This window comes from Lentzea roselyniae, from assembly GCF_039537795.1.
Classification (GTDB): domain Bacteria; phylum Actinomycetota; class Actinomycetes; order Mycobacteriales; family Pseudonocardiaceae; genus Lentzea; species Lentzea atacamensis.
The window spans coordinates 141,057-164,031 of record NZ_BAABBE010000009.1 but is presented as its reverse complement, the minus strand read 5'-3'; the positions used below and the strand labels follow the sequence as shown (position 1 = coordinate 164,031).

19 protein-coding genes and 1 pseudogene are annotated in these 22,975 nt (G+C 68.5%); 10 read left to right on the top strand and 10 right to left on the bottom strand.

Going from position 1 to position 22,975, the window contains the following annotated elements:
- Positions 1–112: 112 nt before the first annotated feature.
- Together ABFX45_RS18270 and ABFX45_RS18265 are read left to right on the top strand one after the other, a co-directional pair.
- Positions 113–1,276 carry a right-handed parallel beta-helix repeat-containing protein gene (locus ABFX45_RS18270; RefSeq protein ID WP_346131298.1) on the top strand — a complete coding sequence of 388 codons (1,164 nt, stop codon included), beginning with the start codon at positions 113–115 and terminating at the stop codon, positions 1,274–1,276.
- A 191-nt stretch (positions 1,277–1,467) separates the two neighbouring features.
- Positions 1,468–1,671, top strand: a pseudogene (locus ABFX45_RS18265) (LLM class flavin-dependent oxidoreductase); the annotation flags it as partial.
- A 228-nt stretch (positions 1,672–1,899) separates the two neighbouring features.
- Here the strand turns inward: ABFX45_RS18265 and ABFX45_RS18260 are convergent.
- The gene (locus tag ABFX45_RS18260; protein ID WP_170155054.1) at positions 1,900–2,583 is read right to left on the bottom strand and encodes a TetR/AcrR family transcriptional regulator C-terminal domain-containing protein; all 684 of its coding nucleotides are present in this window, start codon (positions 2,581–2,583) and stop codon (positions 1,900–1,902) included.
- Between the two features lie 94 nt (positions 2,584–2,677).
- Between ABFX45_RS18260 and ABFX45_RS18255 the strand changes: the two genes are divergently transcribed.
- Both ABFX45_RS18255 and ABFX45_RS18250 read left to right on the top strand, forming a co-directional pair.
- Complete coding sequence (locus ABFX45_RS18255) at positions 2,678–3,373, top strand: DUF4386 domain-containing protein (RefSeq protein WP_346131295.1); 696 nt, start codon at positions 2,678–2,680, stop codon at positions 3,371–3,373.
- 125 nt (positions 3,374–3,498) lie between these two features.
- On the top strand, positions 3,499–3,945 hold the full coding sequence (locus ABFX45_RS18250; RefSeq protein ID WP_109638435.1) for a hypothetical protein: 447 nt from the start codon (positions 3,499–3,501) through the stop codon (positions 3,943–3,945).
- A 552-nt stretch (positions 3,946–4,497) separates the two neighbouring features.
- Here the strand turns inward: ABFX45_RS18250 and ABFX45_RS18245 are convergent.
- Both ABFX45_RS18245 and ABFX45_RS18240 read right to left on the bottom strand, forming a co-directional pair.
- On the bottom strand, positions 4,498–5,874 hold the full coding sequence (locus tag ABFX45_RS18245) for an amino acid permease (RefSeq protein ID WP_109638434.1): 1,377 nt from the start codon (positions 5,872–5,874) through the stop codon (positions 4,498–4,500).
- A gap of 120 nt (positions 5,875–5,994) precedes the next feature.
- Complete coding sequence (locus ABFX45_RS18240) at positions 5,995–6,807, bottom strand: helix-turn-helix transcriptional regulator (protein WP_215732410.1); 813 nt, start codon at positions 6,805–6,807, stop codon at positions 5,995–5,997.
- Between the two features lie 114 nt (positions 6,808–6,921).
- Here ABFX45_RS18240 and ABFX45_RS18235 point away from each other — a divergent pair, with 114 nt between their 5' ends.
- The gene (locus ABFX45_RS18235; RefSeq protein ID WP_346131292.1) at positions 6,922–7,482 is read left to right on the top strand and encodes a hypothetical protein; all 561 of its coding nucleotides are present in this window, start codon (positions 6,922–6,924) and stop codon (positions 7,480–7,482) included.
- Between the two features lie 349 nt (positions 7,483–7,831).
- Positions 7,832–8,617 carry an ANTAR domain-containing response regulator gene (locus ABFX45_RS18230; RefSeq protein WP_109638432.1) on the top strand — a complete coding sequence of 262 codons (786 nt, stop codon included), beginning with the start codon at positions 7,832–7,834 and terminating at the stop codon, positions 8,615–8,617.
- Positions 8,618–8,666: 49 nt separating this feature from the next.
- Here ABFX45_RS18230 and ppk2 read toward each other — a convergent pair whose 3' ends face one another.
- Together ppk2 and ABFX45_RS18220 are read right to left on the bottom strand one after the other, a co-directional pair.
- Complete coding sequence (gene ppk2 / locus ABFX45_RS18225) at positions 8,667–9,626, bottom strand: polyphosphate kinase 2 (protein WP_233439793.1); 960 nt, start codon at positions 9,624–9,626, stop codon at positions 8,667–8,669.
- 22 nt (positions 9,627–9,648) lie between these two features.
- On the bottom strand, positions 9,649–10,791 hold the full coding sequence (locus tag ABFX45_RS18220; protein WP_346131289.1) for a carboxylate-amine ligase: 1,143 nt from the start codon (positions 10,789–10,791) through the stop codon (positions 9,649–9,651).
- 244 nt (positions 10,792–11,035) lie between these two features.
- On the opposite strand from ABFX45_RS18220, the gene ABFX45_RS18215 reads away from it, so the two are divergent.
- The 4 genes from ABFX45_RS18215 to ABFX45_RS18200 all read left to right on the top strand — a co-directional run bounded on the left by ABFX45_RS18215 (position 11,036) and on the right by ABFX45_RS18200 (position 15,397).
- The gene (locus tag ABFX45_RS18215; RefSeq protein ID WP_346131287.1) at positions 11,036–11,797 is read left to right on the top strand and encodes an alpha/beta fold hydrolase; all 762 of its coding nucleotides are present in this window, start codon (positions 11,036–11,038) and stop codon (positions 11,795–11,797) included.
- Positions 11,787–13,403: a RecQ family ATP-dependent DNA helicase gene (locus ABFX45_RS18210; protein WP_346131285.1), complete on the top strand. Its 1,617-nt coding sequence runs from the start codon at positions 11,787–11,789 to the stop codon at positions 13,401–13,403. Before ABFX45_RS18215 ends, ABFX45_RS18210 begins: the two co-directional genes overlap by 11 nt.
- A gap of 82 nt (positions 13,404–13,485) precedes the next feature.
- Complete coding sequence (locus tag ABFX45_RS18205) at positions 13,486–14,385, top strand: SDR family oxidoreductase (protein WP_346131283.1); 900 nt, start codon at positions 13,486–13,488, stop codon at positions 14,383–14,385.
- Between the two features lie 634 nt (positions 14,386–15,019).
- Positions 15,020–15,397, top strand: coding sequence for a helix-turn-helix domain-containing protein (locus tag ABFX45_RS18200; protein WP_346131281.1), 378 nt, complete (start codon positions 15,020–15,022; stop codon positions 15,395–15,397).
- Positions 15,398–15,429: 32 nt separating this feature from the next.
- On the opposite strand, the gene ABFX45_RS18195 is transcribed toward ABFX45_RS18200, so the two are convergent.
- The 5 genes from ABFX45_RS18195 to ABFX45_RS18175 all read right to left on the bottom strand — a co-directional run bounded on the left by ABFX45_RS18195 (position 15,430) and on the right by ABFX45_RS18175 (position 22,950).
- Positions 15,430–15,564: a hypothetical protein gene (locus ABFX45_RS18195; protein ID WP_346131279.1), complete on the bottom strand. Its 135-nt coding sequence runs from the start codon at positions 15,562–15,564 to the stop codon at positions 15,430–15,432.
- A gap of 269 nt (positions 15,565–15,833) precedes the next feature.
- Positions 15,834–16,646 (bottom strand): carbohydrate ABC transporter permease, encoded by an 813-nt coding sequence (locus ABFX45_RS18190; protein ID WP_211337457.1) that lies wholly within the window; start codon positions 16,644–16,646, stop codon positions 15,834–15,836.
- Positions 16,643–17,539: a carbohydrate ABC transporter permease gene (locus tag ABFX45_RS18185; protein ID WP_109638425.1), complete on the bottom strand. Its 897-nt coding sequence runs from the start codon at positions 17,537–17,539 to the stop codon at positions 16,643–16,645. The genes ABFX45_RS18190 and ABFX45_RS18185 overlap by 4 nt, the downstream gene beginning before the upstream one ends.
- Positions 17,536–18,831 carry an ABC transporter substrate-binding protein gene (locus ABFX45_RS18180; protein WP_346131276.1) on the bottom strand — a complete coding sequence of 432 codons (1,296 nt, stop codon included), beginning with the start codon at positions 18,829–18,831 and terminating at the stop codon, positions 17,536–17,538. Before ABFX45_RS18180 ends, ABFX45_RS18185 begins: the two co-directional genes overlap by 4 nt.
- Positions 18,832–18,942: 111 nt before the next feature.
- Complete coding sequence (locus ABFX45_RS18175; protein WP_346131273.1) at positions 18,943–22,950, bottom strand: glycoside hydrolase family 3 C-terminal domain-containing protein; 4,008 nt, start codon at positions 22,948–22,950, stop codon at positions 18,943–18,945.
- Between the last annotated feature and the right edge of the window lie 25 nt (positions 22,951–22,975).

Genomic DNA, 22,975 nt, shown 5'->3' with positions numbered 1-22,975 from the left:
GGCCGCAGACATTGCACTCGCTCGAAGAAGTGCGTTAACGTGCTGGAGCCCATTTTCCCGGTTCAAGAATGCGAACCGCAGAGGTCGCATTCACATTCTCCGGAGGGAAATCGTGCGAGTCATCCCGCTGGCCGTCGCTGCCGCAGTCCTGACGGTGTGCCCGGTACCCGCCGCGGCGGCACCCAGTGTGCTGCACGTCGCGACCAGCGGGAACGACAGCAACCCCGGCACTCTGGACGCTCCGCTGCGAACGATCCAGAAGGCGGTCGACACGGCCGAGGCAGGCACGACGATCTCGATCCGCGGCGGCACCTACGCACCGAGCACCACCATCAAACTGCTCAAGAACGGCACGTCGAGCAGTCCCATCGTGCTGCGCAACCACAACGGGGAACGCGTTGTGATCGACGGCGAGAACATGCCGTACACGCCGGGCGCGGTGGGATCGTCGATTCCGCGGCCGGACCGCGGGGCCATCCACATCGAAGGCGACCACTGGCGGATCATCGGACTTGAGATCATTCATGGTCCGTACGGCGTATTCGGAGTCGACGTCAACAACACCGTCTTCGAGCGTCTGGTGACCCGGGACAACTACGAGTCGGGCCTGCACCTTCAGGGTTCGTCGAGCAACAACCAGATCCTGAACCTCGACAGCCACGGCAACCGCGATCCGCGCAAGAACGGGGAGAGCGCGGACGGGCTCGCCATCAAGGAGGGCTCCGGCAGCGGCAACGTCGTGCGGGGCGCGCGGCTGTGGAACAACTCCGACGACGGCCTCGACTACTGGATGTTCTCCTCGCCCGTCCTGACCGAGAGCACCCTGGCGTGGGGCAACGGCTTCAACCGGTGGAACCTGCCCGGATTCACCGGCGACGGCAACGGCTTCAAGCTCGGCGGCAACGGCGTCGCTGCCGACCACACCGTGCGCAACAGCATGGCGTGGGACAACGCGGCAGGCGGTTTCGTCGACAACGACAACCCCGGCCGGCACCGGATCGAACGCAACACCGCGTGGGACAACCCGAAGACGGGGTTCGCCGTCAACCGCTCCGCCAGCACGCTGACCAAGAACCTCGCGGTGGCCAACGGCACCGACGTCGCGCTGGGCTCGAACTCCGGGGGCAGCGGCAACTCGTGGAACCTCGGCGGCTCATGGTCGTTCGCGTCGACCGACCCGGCCACGATCAAGGGCCCCCGCAGGCCGGACGGGTCGATCCCGGCCTCCACCTTCCTGCGTCCCGCGAACAACGCGGACGTCGGTGCCAGGTTCTGACCCGACGCCGCAGAACGACCTCCTGGTTGGCGCCGGAACTTGACGTGCAGCTGATCAAAACTGGGAACGTTCACAGCCCTATGCCGTGCAGACGCACCTTGCACAGTCAACAAGTGCTGGATATTTACACCGGCGACACGTGACGCTACCGTGAACGTTCACAGCGGTCGGACGGGGCCGGCGGGCACGGCGTGTTCGTGTGGGACCACCTGCGCTGGCGGGCACCGGTCCGGGACGTGGCCGACCCGTGGATCACGCTGGCCGCGATCGCCACTTCCACCGAACGCCTCCGGTTCAGCCCCATGGTCACACCCCTGGCCCGCCGCCGACCGGCCAAGGCGGCCAAGGAGACCGCGACGCTCGACCGGCTCGGCAACGGCCGCCTCACCCTCGGCGTCGGTCTCGGCAGCGACCGCTTCGCCCACGAGCTGCACCATCACCGATCTCCGCGGGCCGAGGTCGACCTCCTACGACATCGCCGTCGCTTTCCCGCCTGGCACCGATCTGGTGCCCTACGCCGACGCGGGCGCCACCTGGTGGCCGGCGGAGTTCGACCCGGACACGGTCTCGCTGGACCAGGTGCGAGGCGTGCTCCGGGACGGACCGGCAGTGCCCTGAACGCTTCAGGCGCGGAGGCGTTCGAGCCCGTCGAGGAGCAGGTCGAGGGTGAACTCGAACTCGACCTGGCCGTCGCACCACCCCAGCGTGGGATCGGCGCTGTCGTGCATCTCGGCCGCCATCATGGCCGCGAGATGCGGCATCTGCTGCGCGAGCGCGGCAAGCTCCGCCTCTGAGGCGCCGTCCTCCGCCCCGCCGTCGGCCGCTCCGGGGCTGAAGATCTCCTGCACGAACCCGAGCGGCATGCTGCCGAACGCGTGCAGCGCGCGGTGCGCGAGCCGGTACGAGAACCCGGCGTCGATCATGACGCCCAGAATGCCGTCGTAGTACGCGAACACGCGCGGCGGAATCGTCCGGCGCGTGCTCAGCAGCCCCGGCATCCACGGATGGCGCAGCATGACCTGGCGCGCCGCGAGGAACTGCCGCCGAATTCGCGCACGCCAGTCGTCGCCGTTCGCCGGGGAGCCGGCGGTCGCGGCGTCGATCTCCGCGAGCACCGTCTCGACGACGCCGTCGAGCAGGGCTTCCTTGGCGGGCAGGTGGTAGTAGAGCGACATCGCCTCGACCCCGAGGTCGGCCGCGAGGCGGCGCATCGTCAGCGCCTGAATTCCTTCGGAGTCCACCAGGGCGACGGCCGCCGCCAGCACTCGCTCGCGGCTGAGCGGCGTCCGTGATGCCTTGGCTGTCACCTGTCTCCTCACTCTTGCCCCCACCTTACATCGTAAGTTACCTTACGACGTAAGGTGCCTTACGTCGTAAGGTTCGGCCCTCGAAGGAGCCACGATGCACGCGCTTGTCCGCACCGCCCGCACGACAGGCCTGCTCTACCTCGGCCTGGCCTTCGCCGGCGCCCTCGGTTTCCTGCTCATCCGGTCACAGCTCTTCGTGGCGAACGACCCCGCCGCGACGCTCGCCAACCTCGTCGAGCACAAGACGCTCGCCCGTGCCGATGTCGCGTTCGAACTGCTCGTCGTCCTCACGCAGGCGCTCGCCGCCGCGTGGTTCTACCGGCTGTTCCGCACCGCGGACTCGTTCGCCGCCGCCGGCATCGCCGCCTTCGGCCTCGTCAACGCGGTCGCGATCCTCGCCAGCGCGGCGATGCTCGGCACCGCGCTCCAGGTCGCGCAGACGCCGGCGGGCGACGCGGCCGCCACCGTCCAGCTGCTCTACCTGATCAGCGCGAACCTGTGGGGCGTCGGGGCGTTGTTCTTCGGCCTGTGGCTGATCCCGATGGGCTGGTGCGTGCTCCGGTCCGGATGGATGCCGCGCGCGCTCGGCTGGGTGCTCATCGCCGGCGGCGTCGCCTACGTGCTCAACGCGTTCGTGCGCTACCTCGTCCCCGGCGCGGACGCCTTCGTCGACGCGCTCGCCCTCCCCGCGACCGTGGGAGAGTTCTGGATGATCGGCTACCTGCTCGTGCGCGGCGTGGGCGGTCGCGCCCGCGAGGAAACGCCGGCAGCTGCGCCGGCCGCGGTCTGACCGGTCGACGTCCGGGGCGTCGCGGCCCCGGACGTCAGCTCGTTGCGGCCGAGCAACCACACCGCCGTGTCGTAGCGGCAAGGTGCGCCGGTCTGGGAGCGCTTGGCAATACGATCTGACTCATCATGTGCGAGCGCGCGGACGATCCCACGGCCAAAGGCGACGGCTCCATCAACGACCCACTGCTCTCCACCCCCGTGGCCAGACTGCTGGCTCTGGCGATGGGCACCGGCATCCGCGTGTTCGACGTGCCCGCGGCACACAGCGTCGGACTCGCGGGCCTGGTCGGTGTCAGCTCCGGCGACGACGGCGAGCCGCAGTGCTCGATCGGACTCACCGACGACCTCGACGACGACCTGCGCGCCGACGTGCTGGCGTTCGGCCTGGCGGTGCTCGTCGGCACGCCCGAGATCCTCGACGAGAGCCCGGACGGCGTCCTCGGCATCAGCAGGCAGCGACTCCCGCAGGCCGGCAACGGCCCAGGCAACCTGGCCTGGCACATGTTGCAGACGTGCGGCCGCGAGTCACCGTCGACGACGTTCCGGCTGATGGTCATCCAGTCCGACGAGTAGGCCAGTCGCAGGAGGACCGGCCAGTCGAGGACGACGTCGGCGAGGATGGCGGAACATCTGCTGAGCGCGCTGGCGGACGACCTCGCCCACAGGTGAGAAAGCCGGCTGTCAACGGCACTGGGGTGCGCTGCCAGTCGCGACCGGCGGCCTGACCAGGACCGCACAGGACTTCCGACGCTTGCTCACCGATCCGGTGTTCCTCGGCGCCGTACTCGTCACGGGCTTCGTCAACGCCGCCCTGTTCGCCTGCCTCAGCGGCGCGACCTATGTCCTGCAAGGCATCTACGGACTCTCGCCGCAGGGCTACTCCTACGCGTTCGGGCTGAACTCGCTGGGGTTCATGGTCTTCGGGTTCGCCGCCACCACCCCGCCCGCGACCTCGCTGGCCCTCGCGCACTACCCCGGCATCGCCGGCACCGCCTCCGCGCTGCCCGGGACGGCGAGGTTCGCGTTCGGTGGTCCAGCCGCGCCCCTGGTCGGCCTCGCGCTCGCGTCCACGGTGCTCGCCACGGCCGCCTACCTGGTGACCGCGCGGCACCGGGACGCCGGCCGTCACCTTGTTTCCGCTACTTCCGCAGCCCGTGGTGCACCACGCCGACCGCGTACGACGCCGACCGCCACCACGACCGCCGCGACCAGCAGACTCAGCAGCAGCTGGGAACGGGCATCGGCGTCGAACAGCATGCCCACCAGCAGGGCCACCATGCCGACGATCGCCGCCCACGTCAGGTACGGGTAGCCCCACATGCGCAAGGTGAGCTGCTCGGGGGTCCGCTCTTCCAGGTGCTTCCGCATCCGCAGCTGGGACACCGCGATGGCCAGCCACACGAACACCGCCACCGCGCCGGAAGAGTTGACCAGGAAGAGGAACACCGTGTCCGGCGAGAGGTAGTTCAGCGCCACCGTGGCGAATCCGACGACGGTGGAGGCCAGCACCGCGGCCGTCGGCACTCCTCGCCGGGAGACCCTGCCCATCACCGCGGGAGCCTCACCGCGCCGGGAGAGCGAGAAGACCATCCGGGAAGCGGTGAACAGACCTGAGTTCAGGCAGGACAGCACCGACGTGAGCACCACGACGTCCATGACCACCGCGGCCGCGGGCAGACCGAGCGTGTCCAGCACCGCTACGTAAGGACTCTTGGCGACATCGGCGTCATCCCACGGCAGCAGAGTGACGACGACGGCGATCGAACCGATGTAGAAGACGAGGATGCGCCACACTACCGATTTCACCGCGGCGCGCACCGCCTGCACGGGGTTGGCCGACTCCCCCGCGGCGACGGTGGCGATCTCCGCGCCGAAGAACGAGAAGACCACGACGAGCATCGCGGCGAAGACCGGACCCGTGCCCTGGGGGAAGAAGCCGCCGTGGCCGGTGAGGTTGGTGAGGCCCGGAGAGTCGAAGCCCGGCAGCAGGCCGCCGATCGCCAGCACTCCCACCGCGAGGAACACGGTGATCGCCGCGACCTTGATGCCGGCGAACCAGAACTCGAACTCGCCGAACGACCGGACCGAGTACAGGTTCGTCAGCGTCAGCACGATCGTCAGCAGGAGCGCCCACGTCCACTGCGGCACGGCCGGGACCCAGCGGTGCACGATCGCGGCCCCGGCGGTGGCCTCGATGCCGACCACGACGACCCAGAACCACCAGTACAGCCACCCGATCGCGAAGCCGGCCCACGGGCCGATCGCGCGTTCGGCGTAGGCGGAGAAGCTGCCGGTGTCGGGATTGGCCGAGGACATCTCGCCCAGCATCCGCATCACGAGCACGACGAGCAGACCGGCCGCGGCGTACGAGAGGAGCACGCCAGGCCCTGCCTTGCCGATCGCCGCACCACTGCCGACGAACAACCCGGCGCCGATGACCCCGGCAATTGCGATCATGCTGAGGTGCCGCTTGCGCAACGAGGGTTGCAGGTCCTGCGACATCGGCCCTCCTTCCCTCGACGAGAACGATCGACTGTTTCCGATCAGTCTGCGAGTGCCGCCCTGCGAGGGACAGTCGACAAATCGTCGAAGGTGCGCTGCCGCGTTGTCCAAATCCGACAGTCAGTCCGGCTGCGGTGACAACGATGTTTCCGGCACGTCAACGCTGGTCGAGTTGATCAGCACAGCGAGGCCGGCGCGGTTGGTGAGGCCGAGCTTGCGGTAGATCTGCTCGAGGTGCTTGTGCACGGTCCGCGGGCTGATGCCGAGGTTGCGGGCGATCTCCCGGTCGGTCGAGCCGTCGGCCACGTGCACGGCGACGTGCCGTTCCCGCGGTGTGAGCTCGGGCAGCCGGGCGAACGAGCGTGTGGCCTGTTCGGACACCAGCGTCGCGTGCCGGGCGGCCGCGACCAGCGCGGCCAGCCGCTCACGCCGGACCAGCGCCTGGGACAGGTGGGGCGCCAGCAGGTCGACGACCGCCCGGTCGCGCCGGGAGAAGCTGGGCCGGGAGCGGTTGAACACCACCACGCTGCCCCGGCGCCCGTTCAGCCGCACGACCCGCAGCAGCTGGTCGACCGTCCCCTCTGGACGGTAGAAGTCGGCGTAGAGCGGTAGCCGCAACAGGCTTCGCCGGTCCTCCAGGTCGGTCAGCGCGACCGAGGACGTGGGCGACAACCGGCCGGAGCGGTACGCCGTGAACGCGGGATGGTGTGCCACCGCGGCGACGAAACCGGGACGGCCCAGCAGGTTTCGTTCGGGGCGGGTGATGTGAACGCTCGTCAGCCGTCGTGCGACGTGGTCGCTGCCGATGATTCCCGCCGTGTCGCAGCCGACGAGGCGCCCCAGCCCGTCGAGGGTTGGAAGCGTGTCGTCGTCGTTCCACTCGTGCACCAGGTCGAGAGCGCGGCGCAGGTCGCGTGCGGTCAGATCTGCCACAGAACGAAAGAGCCCCAGCAGCACCCGCAGATACGACTACGCAGAAGTACGTATGGAGGCGAACACCCCGTGGTTGGTGGCATGGAAGCCCCAACCCAACCACGGGAGATTTGAATGATCGCAACGAAGAGGATCGCCGCGGTGGCCGGACTGACCGCCGCGGCCGTGCTGAGCCTCGCGAACACCGCGTCGGCGGCGCCGGCGCAGTACACCGAGACCAGTCTCAACCTCAACAGCAGCCTCGCCTCGAACCTGTCCGGGTTCGTGGTGGCGGCACCACCCAACGCGGCCGACAGCCTGCAGCGATGGCACGCGACGGAGCGCACCATCGCGTTGCCGGGCGGGGGAAGCGCGTCCGGGTGGCAGCTGAAGAACGTCGCCACCCAGAAGTGCATCTCCGACGCCGGCGCCAACGCACAGGTCAGGGAGGTCACCTGCGAGACGGCACCGGGTTCGGCCACCAAGCAGGTGTGGCAGACCACGGGCCTCAAGCACGTCAACGGCAAGCTCTACTGGTTCTGGGAGAACGCCACGACGCACCGCAAGCTCAAGAACAGCGGTGAGGTGACGGACGGGAAGTTCCCCACGTTCAAGGTGATCGCGTCCACGGACGCGCTCAGCCCGGGGACGGCACGGGAAGCGCTGCACCTGTGGAACGAGATCCGCGTGGCCTGACGGCAGGGGCACGGGCTCGCCCGTGCCCCTTGTCACACGACATGCCCACCTTCGGTGGTCCTGAAAGCCGCGATGAGCCCGTCAGCTGAATCAGTGGCATGGTGCTGGAGTCACTTGGATCGAATCGGGGTACAAGACCGATACCGTGCACGCGCGCGTTCTGCACGGCAGGCCACCTCGCGTGGCCGGACGGAACCGGTGCGGGCCTGTTGAGCAATCCAGCACCCGCACCGGTTCGGTTTCCCTCACCCGGAGTGGTGCAGCCATCGAAGCTCCGACGCCGTACCATTCGCTGCGAGCGTTGAGCCTCCAGCGCCGCGAACTCGCTCTCAGCGAAAGGCGATGCGGCATGGACGACCTGGTTACCACGCCTGTGCAGGCGGACGCGCAGTCCGCGGACGCGGACAGGCAAGACCCGGTGGAGCGGCTGGACGAGGCGACCGCGGCACTGGCGATGCTGAGGGACGGGTTCTCCGCCGAGGAGCCCCTCGACGAGGTCCTGCAGCGGCTCGCCGAAACCGCGACGAGAGCCATCCAGGACGCCGATGCCGTCACCATCACCGTCGGGCCTCAGCAACCGAGAACCGCCGCGGCCAGCGACAGCACACTCATCGAGATCGACGAGAAGCAGTACGGCGCCAACCGCGGTCCCTGCCTGGAGGCCGCCCGCACACTCCACGCCGTCCGCGCGGTCGTCGGTCAGAACAACGACACCTGGCCGGAGTTCGAGGCTGCTGCGGACGAACACGGCGTGCGCGCCTATCTGTCCGTACCGGTCGTGCTCCCGGCGTCGAACCACAACGACGCCATGCACGTGGGATCGCTCAACATCTACAGCTACACCGCGACGGCCTTCGATCCGTTCGATGAAAGCGTCATGCGGCTGTTCACCACCGCCGCCAGCGCGGCGATCGCCAACGCCCACCAGTGGCAACGGTCCCGCGAGCACATCAAGCAGCTCGAGACCGCACTGGTCTCGCGAGCGGTGATCGAACAGGCCAAGGGCGTGCTCATCGCGGTGCACTCCTGCACAGCGGACGAGGCCTTCACCATGCTCGTCCAACGCTCCCAGCACGAGAACGTCAAGCTCCGCGACGTCGCGCAGAACCTGCTCGACAGCGTCAGTCAGCGCTGAGCCGCCGCGAAAGTCGCAGAAACGTCGCGGCGTGCTGTCATGGGCGCGTTCAGGGATGCAGACCGGGGCCCGGCTCCGTGCCGGGAGCGATTGGAGTCGGACTGAGCGCGGTGTCGTCCTCGCCCTCTTCGAGGAGCGTGGCTGCGGCGCCGACGACGCGGACGTCCGGGGTGCCGACCACCTCGAGGTCTCTGTCGGCGTAGTCGAAGCGAGCCAGGACGCTGCGCATGGCCTCGATGCGAGCCCGTTTCTTGTCGTTGCTCTTGACCACTGTCCACGGTGCGATCTCGGTGTCCGTGACGCGCAGCATGGCGACCTTCGCCTCGGTGTAGTCGTCCCAGAGGTCCAGGGACTTGATGTCGTTGGGGCTGAGCTTCCACTGGCGCACCGGGTCGATCTGCCGGATGACGAACCGGGTCCGCTGTTCCTTGCGGGACACGGAGAACCAGAACTTCACCAGCAGCACTCCATCGTCGACGAGCATCCGTTCGAACACCGGTGCCTGCCGCATGAACAGCTCGTACTCCGTCCGGGTGCAGTACCCCATGACGTGCTCGACCACGGCGCGGTTGTACCAGGACCGGTCGAACAGCACGATCTCTCCCGCGGTCGGCAACTCGCGGACGTAGCGCTGGAAGTACCACTCGCCCCGTTCGCGCTCGCTCGGCTTGCCCAGGGCGACGGTCCGCGCGCCGCGTGGGTCGAGATGTTCGGTGAACCGCTTGATCGTGCCACCCTTGCCGGCGGCGTCACGGCCCTCGAAGAGGATGACGAGACGTTGCCCGGTCTCCCTGACCCAGTGCTGGAGCTTCAGCAGCTCGATCTGCAACAGCCGCTTGAGCCGTTCGTACTCGGGACGGGGCATCCGTTCGGTGAACGGGTAGTTCTCCCGCCAGGTGAGCACCTCCCGGCCGTTCGCGTCGCGCAACACCGGTTCGTCGGCGTCCCGGAAGTCAGCGGTGTAGCCCTCGACCACGAGGTCGTGCGAGCCGACAGTCAGGTCGGTCACGAAAACCTCCGTACGTCTCACGTCAGCAAGCGGTGGTTCCACGGGCCTCGCTCCGGTCCGCGCTGTCGACGTCGAGCAGGCTCAGCAGCGGTTCGACCTGTCCTGCGCGGAACGCACGGCGCTGGCGGTCCGCGCCGCCTCCGTCACCGTCCAGCAAGCGCAAACCTCGTTGCACCGCAGTCAGATCACCGTTGGCCTCGAACACGGGGGTGAGTCGCCGAACCAGATCGCTCAGCTGTTGCCGGACCGGCCGCGACTCGCCGGACGACACGTCCAAAGTGCTGCCTCGCAGGCCTTCGTTCGCCGCACCCCAGCAAGCCTGCCGCAAGGTCTCCTGTGGAATCGGCTCCGCCGGTACGCCGCCTTCGACGTCGACAACCGCCTTCGCGACGAGTGCGCGCACAAGCGCCGCGAGCAAGGCCGCATCGTCCACGGTCACGGCGACATCCGCGATCCGCACCTCCACGGTCGGCAGTTCGGTGGCGGGCCGCACGTCCCAGTAGACCATCGCCCGGTCCAGTGCCGTCCCCGCAACGATCAGGGTGTCGCAAACCTCCTCATAGTGCCGCCACGACCTGAAAAACGGCGGCGGGCCGGACACCGGCCAACGCGACCACACCGTCGAGCGCCAGCTCGCGAAACCGGTGTCCTTCCCGTCCGAGAAGGGTGAGTTCGCGGTCACCGCGGCCAGCACGGGCAGCCACGGCCGCACGTGGTTGCACACCTGCACCGAGGTCTCCCGATCGGGTACGGCGACGTGGACGTGGCATCCGCAGATCAGCTGCTGCTCGGCGAGCGCACCGAACTCGCGGGCGATTCGGCGATAACGCAAGCTGTCCGTTATCTCCCCGGTGGCATGGCCCAGCGGAGGCGCCCCCACGGCGATGGCCCGGCACCCGGCCGACCGCGCGGCCTGCGCGACCGCGCGACGCGTCTCGCACAACTCACTGCGAACTTGCTCCACATCACGGCACACCGACGTGTTGATCTCCACCTGCGCCCCGGTCAGCTCGCGTTCCAGCTCGAGGCCGAACCGCTCACGCGCAACGGCGAGAACATCGTCCGCCCGGTTCACCGGGACGCCGGTCACCGGATCCACCAGGAGGAATTCCTCCTCCACACCGACCGTCGGGCACCACACGCGCTTCGCTGACGCCTGCTCCACGTTTCACCGTCCTGCTCATGGCACCGATACGCGCTGCCGGGGAACTGGCGGATACCCCTTGCGCGGCGAACGCACTCAACCTGCGCTCCGGTGAATTCAGTGCGTTCGACCGAGCTGGTGCTCACACGACCTCAGCTGGAACTACCGCCATCGTGGCGACCGGAAACGTGACGCTGCTCGGTGTTTGCCCGGGCTCTGCCGGGCTAATTCCTCCGCACCAGGACGAACTGAGCGGAGAACGAGAATGAGTGCTGCTGGAGCACTGCGATCGCTGGCACGTGAGCACGTCGCCGTCGCCGCGCTCACGATCCCCCGTCTGCTGCGGCATCGGGTGTGGCGTGACGCGAATCCCCACGAGGGCGTCGGCCTCGGCGTGGTCCTGGTGCCGGGTTTCGGTGCGGGCGACTTCAGCCTCACGTTCGCCACCACGTGGTTGCGCGACCGCGGCTACGTGCCGGTGGGCGCGGGTGTCGGGTTCAACGTGGGCTGCACCGCGGAGCTGGTGGACCGCGTCGAACGACGTCTGGAGGAGCATGCCGAGGCCACCGGCGGCCCGGTGGTGCTGCTGGGGCAGAGCCGCGGTGGCGCGCTGGCCCGACTGGCCGCCGTGCGCCGCCCGGACCTGGTGTGCGGCCTGGTCATGCTGGGCAGCCCGGTGATCGACCCGATGGGCGCCCATCCTCACGTGCTGCTCGCCGCCAAGGCACTGGCCCGGCTGTCCGCGATCGGCGTGCCGGGGCTGATGAACACCGACTGCCTCTCCGGCACCTGCTTCGAGGACAACGTCAAGGCGATCAGCGCTCCCCTGGACGTGCCCGCGGTGTCGATCTATTCCCGATCCGATGGAATCGTGCCGTGGCGGCTGAGCCTCGACCCGGCCGCCGAGTGCGTCGAGGTGCACAGCACCCACACCGGCATGGGCCTCGATCCCGACGTCTACCTCGCCCTGCGACCACGTCTCGCCACGTGGGCCGCCCAGCGGTACGACCTGCGCGATGCCGGGTGACGAACAACTGCTGCGAACAGCAGAAGAGATCTTCGGCTGGACCGAGCTGCGGCCCGAGCAGCTGCTCGGTATGCGGCACCTCGTCGACGGCCAGGACGTGCTGGTCGTCATGCCGACCGGTGCCGGAAAGTCCGCCATCTACCAGGTGCCCGCGATCCTGCTCGACGGCCCGACCGTGGTGGTGTCACCGCTGATCGCCTTGCAACGAGATCAAGTCAGGGCGCTGCGAGCCAGCGACGCGCCCGCGGCGGCCGCGGTGAACTCGGCGCAGACCGCGGCGGCCAGCGAGCAGACCTGGCAGGCGTTCACCGCTGCCAGGACGGAGTACCTCTTCCTCTCACCCGAACAACTCGCGAACGCCGACACGCTCCAGCGGCTGCACCAGGCGAAGCCTTCGTTGTTCGTCGTGGACGAGGCACACTGCGTGTCGGCGTGGGGACACGACTTCCGGCCCGACTACCTGCGACTGCGCCACGTGATCGAGCGGCTGGGCCATCCGCCGGTGCTCGCGCTGACCGCCACCGCGAGCGGCCCGGTCCGCGCTGACATCGCCGAGCACCTCGGCCTGCGCGACGCGGTGGTGATCGTCGCCGGGTTCGACCGGCCCAACCTGCACCTGGGCGCCCGGTTCTGCACCGACGAGGACGATCGCGGACGGGCGGTGACCGACTGGGTGACGGGCCGCGCCGGACCCGGCCTGCTGTACGTGGCCACCCGCAGGGACGCCGAGCGGTACGCCGCCGATCTGGCCGGCGGGAACCTCGCCGTGGCGGCCTTCCACGCCGGTATGAAGGCCGCTGACCGGCGGCAGGTGCAGGACGGTTTCATGCGCGGTGATCTCGATGTCGTGGTGGCCACGTCGGCGTTCGGCATGGGCATCGACAAGCCGGACGTGAGATTCGTGGCGCACGCCGCGACACCCGGCTCGCTCGACGCCTACTACCAGGAGATCGGCCGGGCGGGACGCGACGGCGAGGCCGCGGAGGTCATCCTCTTTCACCGTCCGGAAGACCAAGGCCTGCAACGGTTCCTCGCCACCCGGCAGCTCGACCGCGACTGCGTTCGCCAGGTCGCCGCCGCGGTTCGCCGCCGTCGCCTTGGTATCGCGATCACCGAACTGGCGCGGCGGCTGGACTGCTCCCGGCGGAAGGTCACCGGTGTCGTGAACCTGTTGGAGGACGCGGAAATCGTGCGGACCGAGCAGGACCGGGTGCGGTACGCCGAAGGCGCTCCCCCACCGGCGAAAGCCGTCGCAGCCGTCGCCAAGGAGGCCGAGCGACGAGCGAGACGAGACCAGTCACGGGTGGAGGTCATGCGCGAGTACGCCGAGACGCGCGGCTGCCGCAGGCGGTTCCTGCTCGGCTACTTCGGTCAGGAGCTCGACGAGCCGTGCGGCAACTGCGACACCTGCGACGAGGGCGTGGTGGCCGACGACTCGGGCTCTGCCGAGTACCCGCCCAACTCCGTCGTGCGCCACGAACAGTGGGGCCGAGGCACGGTCGTGCGGCGCGAAGCCGACCGGTTGATGGTGTTGTTCGACGACGTCGGCTACAAGACGCTCTCACTCGCCGCCATCGGCAGCACCGGGGTGCTCGAACGGGGGTGACGGTCGGCATTCTCGCGGTTGAACACCGTCCGCACGGGAACACCTGCGGTTCCGAGATCTCATCGTCGCGAGGTGGCCGCTCATGTCCGAAGACCAGTACACCCGCCAGGACCCGAGGACCCAGTATCCGCGCCCAGGTGACCAGGAGGGCCAGGAACAGCCGCATCCCGGCACAGACCGGCGGATGGGGCCGGAGCCCGACCACGGCGAGCGCACCTACCGGGGCAGCAACCGCCTGCTCGACACCAAAGCCGTGATCACCGGCGGCGACTCGGGCATCGGCCGTGCCGCGGCTCTCGCGTTCGCCCGCGAAGGCGCCGATGTGCTGCTGTCCTACCTCGAGGAAGAGCAGGCCGACGCCGAGCGCACCGCCGAGCTCGTCCGGGACGCCGGTCGGCAGGCCGTGCTGGTGCCCGGCGACCTGCGCACCGAGGAAGCGTGCCGCGAGGTGGCCAAGCGCGCCGAAGAGGAGTTCGGGCGCATCGACGTCCTGGTCAACAACGCCGCCTACCAGATGGCGCAGAGCGAAGGCCTGCTCGGCATCAGCAGCGACCAGTTCGACCGGGTGTTCAAGACCAACGTGTACGCGATGTTCTGGCTCTGCAAGGCCGCAGTGCCGCTCATGCGTCCCGGCGCCGCCATCATCAACACCTCGTCGATCCAGGCGTTCATGCCCTCTCCCCCGCTCATGGACTACGCCGCCACCAAGGCCGCCATCGTCAACTTCACCAAAGCCCTTTCGGCCGACCTCATCGACAAGGGCATCAGGGTCAACTCGGTGGCTCCCGGCCCGGTCTGGACACCACTGATCCCCGCCACGATGCCCGCCGAGAAGGTCGACGACTTCGGCGCACAGACGCCGATCGGCCGCGCCGCGCAACCCGCCGAACTGGCACCGGTCTTCGTCTTCCTCGCATCGCAGGAGTCGAGCTACGTCACCGGAGAGGTGCTCGGCGTCACCGGCGGCCAGCTGCTCACCTGACGCGAGCGGCGCACAGCACGCCTATGCCACCTGGTCGAGCAAATCTCCAGTGGCTGGCGTAGACATCCGTGCCTGACCGCGTGTAGCCTTCTACAAGTAGCGAGAGAGAGAACGTCATATCTGCACGGGAGATGACGAACTACCCGTGAAGTGAGACAGAACAGTCGGCAGGCAAGACCGGAAGCACGACCGCAGTACGCACGACCCCCGGAGCCGACAGTCGCACGACAGAGCAAGTGCAAGACCGCAGTACGAAGCAAGTGCAAGACGGTCGTCCGCCGGAGCCGGCCAGCAGTACGAGCTCCGGCAGACGACCGAGACCAGTCGGTGCAGCAGGACCGGCACCGGCGATCACGCGAGAACAGAAAGTCAGTACCAGAGGAGAAGGGAAGGGTTGCACACCATCGGATCGCCCGCCTCCGGCTGAACACCGCCGAGCGGGTACCGCAGTTCCATCAGATTGGCAGGTGGTCTTCGGTTAAGCACAAGCAACGATCCCCGCAGCTCCCGCCTCTGACGCGGGATCCGCGGACACAGGAACCCGATCTCACGATCGGTTGATGGAAGTGAAACCCAAAAACCCTCGGGGCCCCGGTGCTACGCGCATCGGGGCCCCTCGTGATGCGGAGGCGCGATGACCCCTGAGACCCCCCGGACGGAATCCGGCGAGCCGCACACCGCGGCCGAGAACCTCGACGACGACCACTACCCCGCGTACACCATGGGCCGCGCCGCGGAGATGCTCAACACCAGCGCCGCCTTCCTGCGCAGCCTCGACGAGGCGAAACTCATCGAGCCGCAACGCTCCGCCGGCGGCCACCGCCGCTACTCCCGCCAGCAACTGCGCCTCGCCGCCCGCGTCCGCGCGCTGCTCGACGAGGGCATCGGGCTGGACGCGGCCTGCCGCATCGTCACCCTCGAGGACCAGCTCGAGGAAGCCCGAAACCTCAACACCCGGACTTCACCGCCGCACACCCCCGACGAGCCGTACCCGCCCCTGCGAGGCGTCTGATCATCTACCGCCGTCGTCAGCCAGGGACGGGATCACCGCGGTCCGCTGGGGCGGGAGTCCTCACCGGCCCCTGATGCCCGTCGGGCGAGGACGCCGGCGGTGAGGTCGTCGAAGTTGTCGAGGACGAGCCGGGCGAGGTCGGACCGGGCGTCCCCCGCCACCCACATGTCGAGCCCGACCCGGAAAGCCGCGGTCGCGGCGACGAGCCGGAGCCGGGTCAGCTCCCGTTCCGGCTCGGCGGCGTAGTCCGCGACCGCCTGGCTCTGATCTGGGCCACGATCGAAGCCAGGGCACTCGAGCGGTTCCTCGGCGAGGGGTACGAGCAGGCCCGGCTGGAGGACATCTGCGCCGACGCCGTGGTGTCGCTGACGGCTGGCGGATCACGCGGGCCCGTCTCGAAGGCGTTTCCTCCAAGGCGCTCCCCTGGGCTTCGACATCACTTGACCGCTCCCGCGGTGATGCCCCGCGTGAGGGTGCGCTGGAAGATCAGGAAGAACGCGATGGCGGGGATCACGCCGAGCAACGCCGAGGCACTGGTCATCGTCGCGTCCATCAGCCGCTGGCCCTGCAGCACACCCAACGCGACCGGCACGGTCTGGGTGTCGTTGGAGATGAGCAGGACCAGCGGCAGGAAGAACTCGTTCCACGTCCAGATGAACGAGAAGACGAACAGCACACCCAGGGTCGGCCTGCTGATCGGCACCACGATCCGGACCAGGGTCTGCCACTTGTTCGCGCCGTCGATCCGAGCCGCCTCGAGCAGCTCGTGCGGGAACCCGGCGTAGGTCGAGGACAACAGGTAGGTGCCGAACGCGGCCTGGATGATCGTGAAGATGATGATCACGCTGAGCTGCGTGTCGTACAGCCCGGTTTCCTTGGCCAGGAAGTACAACGGGTACACCATCGCTTCCTGCGGCAGCGTGTTCGCCACCAGGAAGGCGATCAGAATCCACGATCTGCCGCGGATCCGGCCGATGCCCAGCGCGTAGGCGTTCAGCACCGACACGACGACCGCCAGCACCGCGACCGAACCGCTGATGATGAAGCTGTTCAACAGCTTCTGGCCGAACCCGACCCGGTCCCAGAAGTCGATGACGCCCTGGAAGGTGATGTCGCTGGGCAACGCCAGCGGCCCGTCGGACGCGTACTGCGCCGGAGTCTTGAGCGCGTTCAGGGCCACGATCACGAACGGTGCCAGCATCACGACCGCGAGCACGATCAGCGACCAGAGCACGGCATGGCGTTTCACGCGCGCTCACCCCGGTTCTGCACCTTCAGGAACACCGTGGTGAGGATGAGGATCAGCACGGTGAGGACGGTCGCGATCGCCGCGCCGTAGCCGACCTGGGTCTTCTCGAAGAAGTTCTGGAACGAGAAGTAGGACGGGACGTTCGTCGCCCCGCCAGGACCGCCCCTGGTCAGCACGTAGATCGGCCCGAACACCTTCAGCGCGGCGATCGTGCACGTCAGCAGCACCACGAAGACCTCTGGCCGGATCTGCGGCACGGTCACGTGCCAGAACCGGCCCCACCACGACGCGCCGTCCAGCTCGGCGGCCTCGTACAGCGACGGGTCCGCCCGCTGCAGGCCCGCCATGAAGATCACCACCGGATACCCGATCTGGATCCACAGCAGCACACCCATCACGCTCCACAGCGCGACTTCCGGGTCGCCCAGCCAGTTCTGCCCCAGCGAGCCCAGCCCGACCACGCCGAGGAACTCGTTGAGCGCGCCCTGCGGAGCCAGGATCCAGCTCCACACGATGCCCGCCACCGCGATCGGCAGCACCTGCGGCAGGTAGACGCACGCACGCAGCACGCTCGCCGCCCGCTGCCCGAACCTCTTGCCGATCACGTCGAACAACGCCGCCGCGATCACCAGCCCGATGGCTGTCGGCAGGATCGCCATCGCCACCACGAGCGCGAGGTTGTGCTGGAACGACGACCAGAACGTGCCGTCGCCGAGCAGCCGCGTGTAGTTGTCCAGCCCGGTCCACTTCGGATCGCCGACGCCCTGCCACCGGGTGAAGCTGATGCCGATGTTCATCGCGAACGGCACCAGGATCACCGCGACCAGCAACAGCGCGCCGGGGATCAGGAACAGCAGGTACGAGCCGCGGTCCCGCAACGTCTTCGCGATCATTTGCCGACGTTCGCCAGGTTCTCCTGGTACGGCTTGGCCAGCTCGTCCAGCGCCTGCCGCGGCGTGGCCGTGCCGGTGATCAGCTTCTGCACCGCGGAGACCTGCACGTCGTAGTAGCCGGGTGCGGGCCAGTCCGGGTAGAAGGCCAGGCGGTCGCCCCCGCTCAGGGTCTTGAAGTTCTCGGTGAGCTCCTTGATCTGCGGCGACGCGGCGGGCGAACCGCTGTCCGCGAGGGGCACACCGCCCGCGTCCCTGAGCTTGTCCTGGATCTGCGGCGACATGGTGATCGCGATGAAGTCGTAGGCCAGGTCCTTGTTCTTCGAGCCCTGCGGCACCACCCACATGTTGCCCGCGGACCCGGCGGTCAGCCCCGGCCACAGGAACGACCCCCACTGGAAGTCCTTGATCCCGGCGGCCAGCCGGCCGTACCACCACGTGCCCGTGATCATGATCGGGTGCTTGCCCTGCATGAACGACACACCCATGTCCTCGGCCTTCACCCCGGCCGAGTCCTTGCTGACGTAGCCCTTCTTCACCCAGTCGGCGAACGTCTCCGCGCCGTACGTCCAGGCCGGGTCGTGGAAGTCCACGGAGCCGGTGTACCGCTGGAACCGGTCCACCCAGCCCTTGTCCGCCTTGGAAAGCGCGAGCTGGTACATGATCTGGTGCGCCGGGTACTCGGCGCCACCGACGGCGAGCGGCGTGATGCCGGCCGCGACGAACTTGTCCATCGCCGCCGTCAGCTCCGCGATCGTCGTCGGCACCGCGATCCCGTGCTTCGCGAACATGTCCTTGTTGTAGAAGGCCATCACGTACTCGGCGTAGTTCGGCACACCGAACCACTTGCCCGACCCCATCACGCCCCGCTCGTCGTAGCGGGCGGTGGTCTGGATGTTCTGGCTCAGCTGCTTGTCCCAGCCGCGCTTCGTCACCTCGTCGGTGATGTCGGTCAGCAGCCCCTGCCTCGACAGCAGGCCCGCGGTCGCGTTGCCCTTGTTGTACTCCAGGACATCCGGCGCGTCCTTGGAGTTGAGCACCATCGGTGCCGTCTTCTGGATCTGCTCGAAGCCCTTCTCCTCGAACTCCACCTTCACACCGGGGTGGGTCGACTCGAACTGCTTGATCGCCTCGGCCCACGCCACCCCCATCGCGCTGTCCGGGCCTTCGTAGTGCCAGAGTTTCAGCGTCCTCGGCCCGTCGTCACCGGATCCCGACCCGCACCCGGCGATCACCAGCGCGGCGGCCAGCATGGCTGCGAGAGCCCGCTTGGACAGCCCCTTCACCCCAGTCATCGACCCCTCCTCGCATTGCGAACGAACTAATTGTCGAATTCGAATCGAAACGCTTCGATCAGTCTCGCCTGGACCGTAGCGGCGATGTCGCCACAATGGAACGCCCTCTGATCAGCAGCCGATCCTGAACCAGTTGATGCCGAGGTCGAGCCAGCCGGCGACGGCGCCGTAGGTGTTCGAGATGTCGGTGTCGGGGATGGCGGGCGAGATGCCGAACACGAAGTACAGGTCGTGAACACCGGGCAGGGCGGTGATCGGCACGGTTGTCCGCCGCCAGTGGTAGAGCGGGTTGCGGTAGTCGGCCACCGAGTTGAGGCCGTGGTCTCCGGTGACAGTCACGCTGCCGAGCACGGCCCCGTTGACCGGATCGTCTGCCTTGATGGTGATCAGGGCCGGTTCGGTCGACACCTTGACGTAGTTGATCGTCAGGCTGGCTCTGGTGACGTCCCGAAAGTCGATCTTGTGATAGGCCGCCCAGTCACCGTTGCGGATCCTGTTCAGCTGCAGGCCGACATCATCACCGTGGACGTTGTCCGCGCGCAGGTTCGACGGGGCGCCGCTGATGTTCCCGGAGGCGTCGAACAGTTGCGCCTCGTGCCGGACGGCGAAGGCGTTCTTGTTCGTCTGCCCCTGGATCACGACCCGGGTCGTGCAGGACAGCCCGTTGCCCGTGGTCGCCTTGAGGTGGACGTGGCCGTCACCGGCGGCCGTCGCGCGGATCGTGCAGTTCCACGCCCGGTTGTGGTTGCCGGAGGTCTGGCCCTCGATGAAACCCGCCGCAGACGCGGTGATCTCCGCGAGGGCGGTGGGACGGCCCTTCTCGTCGGTGAGCTCGAAGGTGACGGGCCGAGCCTCCGACGGGAACGGGTAGGTGACCGCCGACAGCACCAGCGAGCCTCGATGCTGGTCGATCGCCCCGAACCGGGAGAACTGGTTGGGCCCCCAGGAAATGTCGCGCGGACGCGAGTCGTGGCCGCTGCGAATGATGATCGCCTCGGGTTCGGTGCCCGCGGGTACGGCCTGGTTCTTGAGGGTCACCGGGAGCCCGGCGGCGGCCGTCCCGTTCGAGGTGGCATAGGTCGCGGTGACGCGGGCGGTCCCGTCGCCTGCGCCGGTGGCGGTCAGCTGGCCGGAACTGTTGATCGTCGCGAGTGTCGTGGGGCCGCCGTCGGGCGCGGTCACCGCCCAGGTCGGCGGACCGGTGACGACTCCGGTCCCGCGCAACTGTGCTTCCAGGAGCAGGCTCGCGGACTGCTGCTCGATCGTGGCGGGGACCCGGACGCGAGCACGGCCCAGGGACGTGGCCGCACTGGAGCCGAAGAGGTTCGAGGTGATCGAGACGTCCGCGCTCGTCGCCGGTGCCACCGCTCCCAGCCTGAGCCATTTGACGCTCACGCCGGCGTCGGGGAAGACGAGGTACAGGTCGGCGGTGCGGCCGCTGGGCCTCGTCAGCCCGGCACCCGCGTTGACGAACGTCTGGGCGTTGCCGGTGGGCGCGACGGTGATCGTCCCGATCCGCGTTCCGCCCTGGTCCGCGCTCGGCCCACCGCTCCACACCGCGACGTTCGACGCTGAGGGGTTCGGGTTGGACGCGCGGACCGTGATTCCCGTCGGCCGGCGTCCGAAGCTGACGTCGGCGTACTTCACCCACGCTCCTGCCGTCCTGGCCAGGATGCCGTAGGTGTTGTCCTCGCTGACCGACGTCGGCACGACGTCGGCCTGCAGACCGGTCGATGTCCGGCTCGTGAACGAGTGGTCGTCGAAGTCGCAGGCCGGCGTGACGCGAGTCAGGTCCCGGGCCGGGATCGGATCACCGGTCACGGTCAGGGTGCGTGACACCAACTGGTCCGCGTCGGAGGACGAGCGGCCGGCGCTGATCGTGTAGCGGCCGGGCTCCACGAAGAAGCGGCTGCGTGACACGTCCCAGATCGCGAGGTCGGACAGCTTGGCGCTGATGGTGACGCGCCGGGACCGGCCTGGGGCGAGATGGACGCGCTGGAAGCCGATCAGTTGCTTCTTCGGGTGTTCGACGCGCGACTCGGCGCTGTGGCGGTAACTCGCGTACACCTGCACGACGTCGTCGCTGGCCACAGCGCCGGTGTTGGTCACGGTGAGACCCACCGCGACATCCGGATCACGGGTGTTGCGCGCCGAGGCCGGGTTCACGGTGAGATTGCTGTAGCGGAACGACGTGTACGTCAGTCCGTACCCGAAGGGGTAGAGGACGTCGCCGTCGTAGTACTCGTAGGTGCGCTTGCCCTTGATGATGTCGTAGTCGGAGATCGTCGGCAGCGCGTCGAGGCCGGGGTACCAGGTCTGGTTGAGCCGCCCCGCCGGGGCGTGGTCGCCGAAGAGCACGTCGGCGACCGCCGAGCCGAGCTCCTGGCCGGCATGGCTGGTGTAGACGATTGCCTTCACGTTCGGGTTCGCGGCGATGGCGCGCAGGTCGAACGGGTAGCTGCCGACGACCACCACGACCGTGTTCGGGTTGGCGGCGGCAACCGCGTCGACGAGCTGCTGCTGGTGGGGCGGCAGCTTGATGTCGGGCAGAGTGGTGAGCCGGTCCTGCGTCTCACGCGAGGTCAGGTGCGGCTGGTCGCCGACGACCACCACCGCTACCGGGGCCGAGGACGCCTTGGCGACCGCGTCGGCGATGCCGTCCTTGACGGTGACGAGCTGGAACTGCCGGTTGGGGCTGGACGCCGAGCCGTCGTGCCGCACGGCGTAAGGCGCGCTGGTGTCCACCTGCACGTTGGGGTTCGCCGTCGGGCTGACGATGCCGGTGCTCTTCGCGAAGCGCAGCGACACCGTGGTTCCGGACCGGCTGACGATCCCGAGGTTCTGGTCGGTCGTCCACTGCTGGCTGGAGCGGTGAGGGCTCTGGTAGCCGGGCGGGTCGGCATCGGCCATCACCGTGTTGCCGGCGCCGCGGGCCGCGAGGTAGCGGTCGTGGGCGACCGAACGCGTCAGCCGCTTGTACGGGTTGGCCGGCTCGGTGTCGAGGTCACCGGCGTGCAGGCGCACCATCAGGATGCCGTGGACCGCTTTGTCGATGTCCGCGCCGGTCAGCATGCCGCGGGCCAGCGCCTCGTAGATCGGGCGGCGCGTGCTGGGCGTGTCCGTGTCGCCCGGCGTCATGACGGCGACGCCGTTCTTGATCGAGTCGGCCATCGCGGCGGCCTGCCCCACCGAGTTGTTCGGGTAGTAGCCGTTGGAGCCGGTCAGGTTGCCCGGTAACCCGGCGTCGGTGACGTTGAAGTAGGCGCAGTTCCCGTAACCGCCCGCAACCCAGTCCTCGTAGACGGTGGACATCATCTCCGGGAAGACCATCGTGGGCTTGCCGTTGACGAAGTTGTAGGAGGTCATCATCCCGTTCGCCGCGCCTGACTCGATCCCCTTCCGGAAGACGCGCAAGTAGTACTCGTGCAGGTTCCGCGGCGTCGCGTTGGCGGAGTACGAGGTGCGCGAAGCCTCCTGTCCGTAGGCCGCGACGTGCTTGAGCGTCGGGATGCTCTGGTAGTAGAAGGGATCGTTCCCCTTCATCCCCCGTGCCATCGCCGTCGACATGATTGCGGCCAGCGTGACGTCCTCCCCCATGCTCTCCGAGGCGCGGCCGCTGCGCGGATCACGCGCGAGGTCGACGACCGGACCCCAGAGGTCGATGCCGTTGAAGCGGGCGTCGACGCTGTTGTAGGCGCGCGTCTCCTGCCCGATGACGTTGCCCACCTTCGACATGAGCGCCGGGTTCCAGGTCATCGCCAGGCCGGTGTTCTGAGGGAAGACGGTGGCGTGGCCCAGCCAGGACAACCCGTGCAGACACTCGGTCCCGGTGCGGAACTGCGGAATTCCGAGGCGGATGACGGCGACGCTGAACTGGTGCAGCAGACCCACCTTCTCGTCCAGCGTGAGCGCGGCGATCAGGTCCCGGACCCGCGCGTCCGGTCTCAGCGCCGCCGCGCTCAGCTGGACCGGTACCTCGGCGGCGGCCAGGCGTGCGAGCGGTAGCCGCGTCGCCACCAGCCCCGCGCCGACCACCGCACCGCCCAGGAACCGGCGCCGGTTCAGCTCAGCGGACCAGACCGTGCCCGCACCGGTTTCCGTTTCGTCGTGCGCCGCCATGCCGAACTCCTCCGCTGCCAGTCAG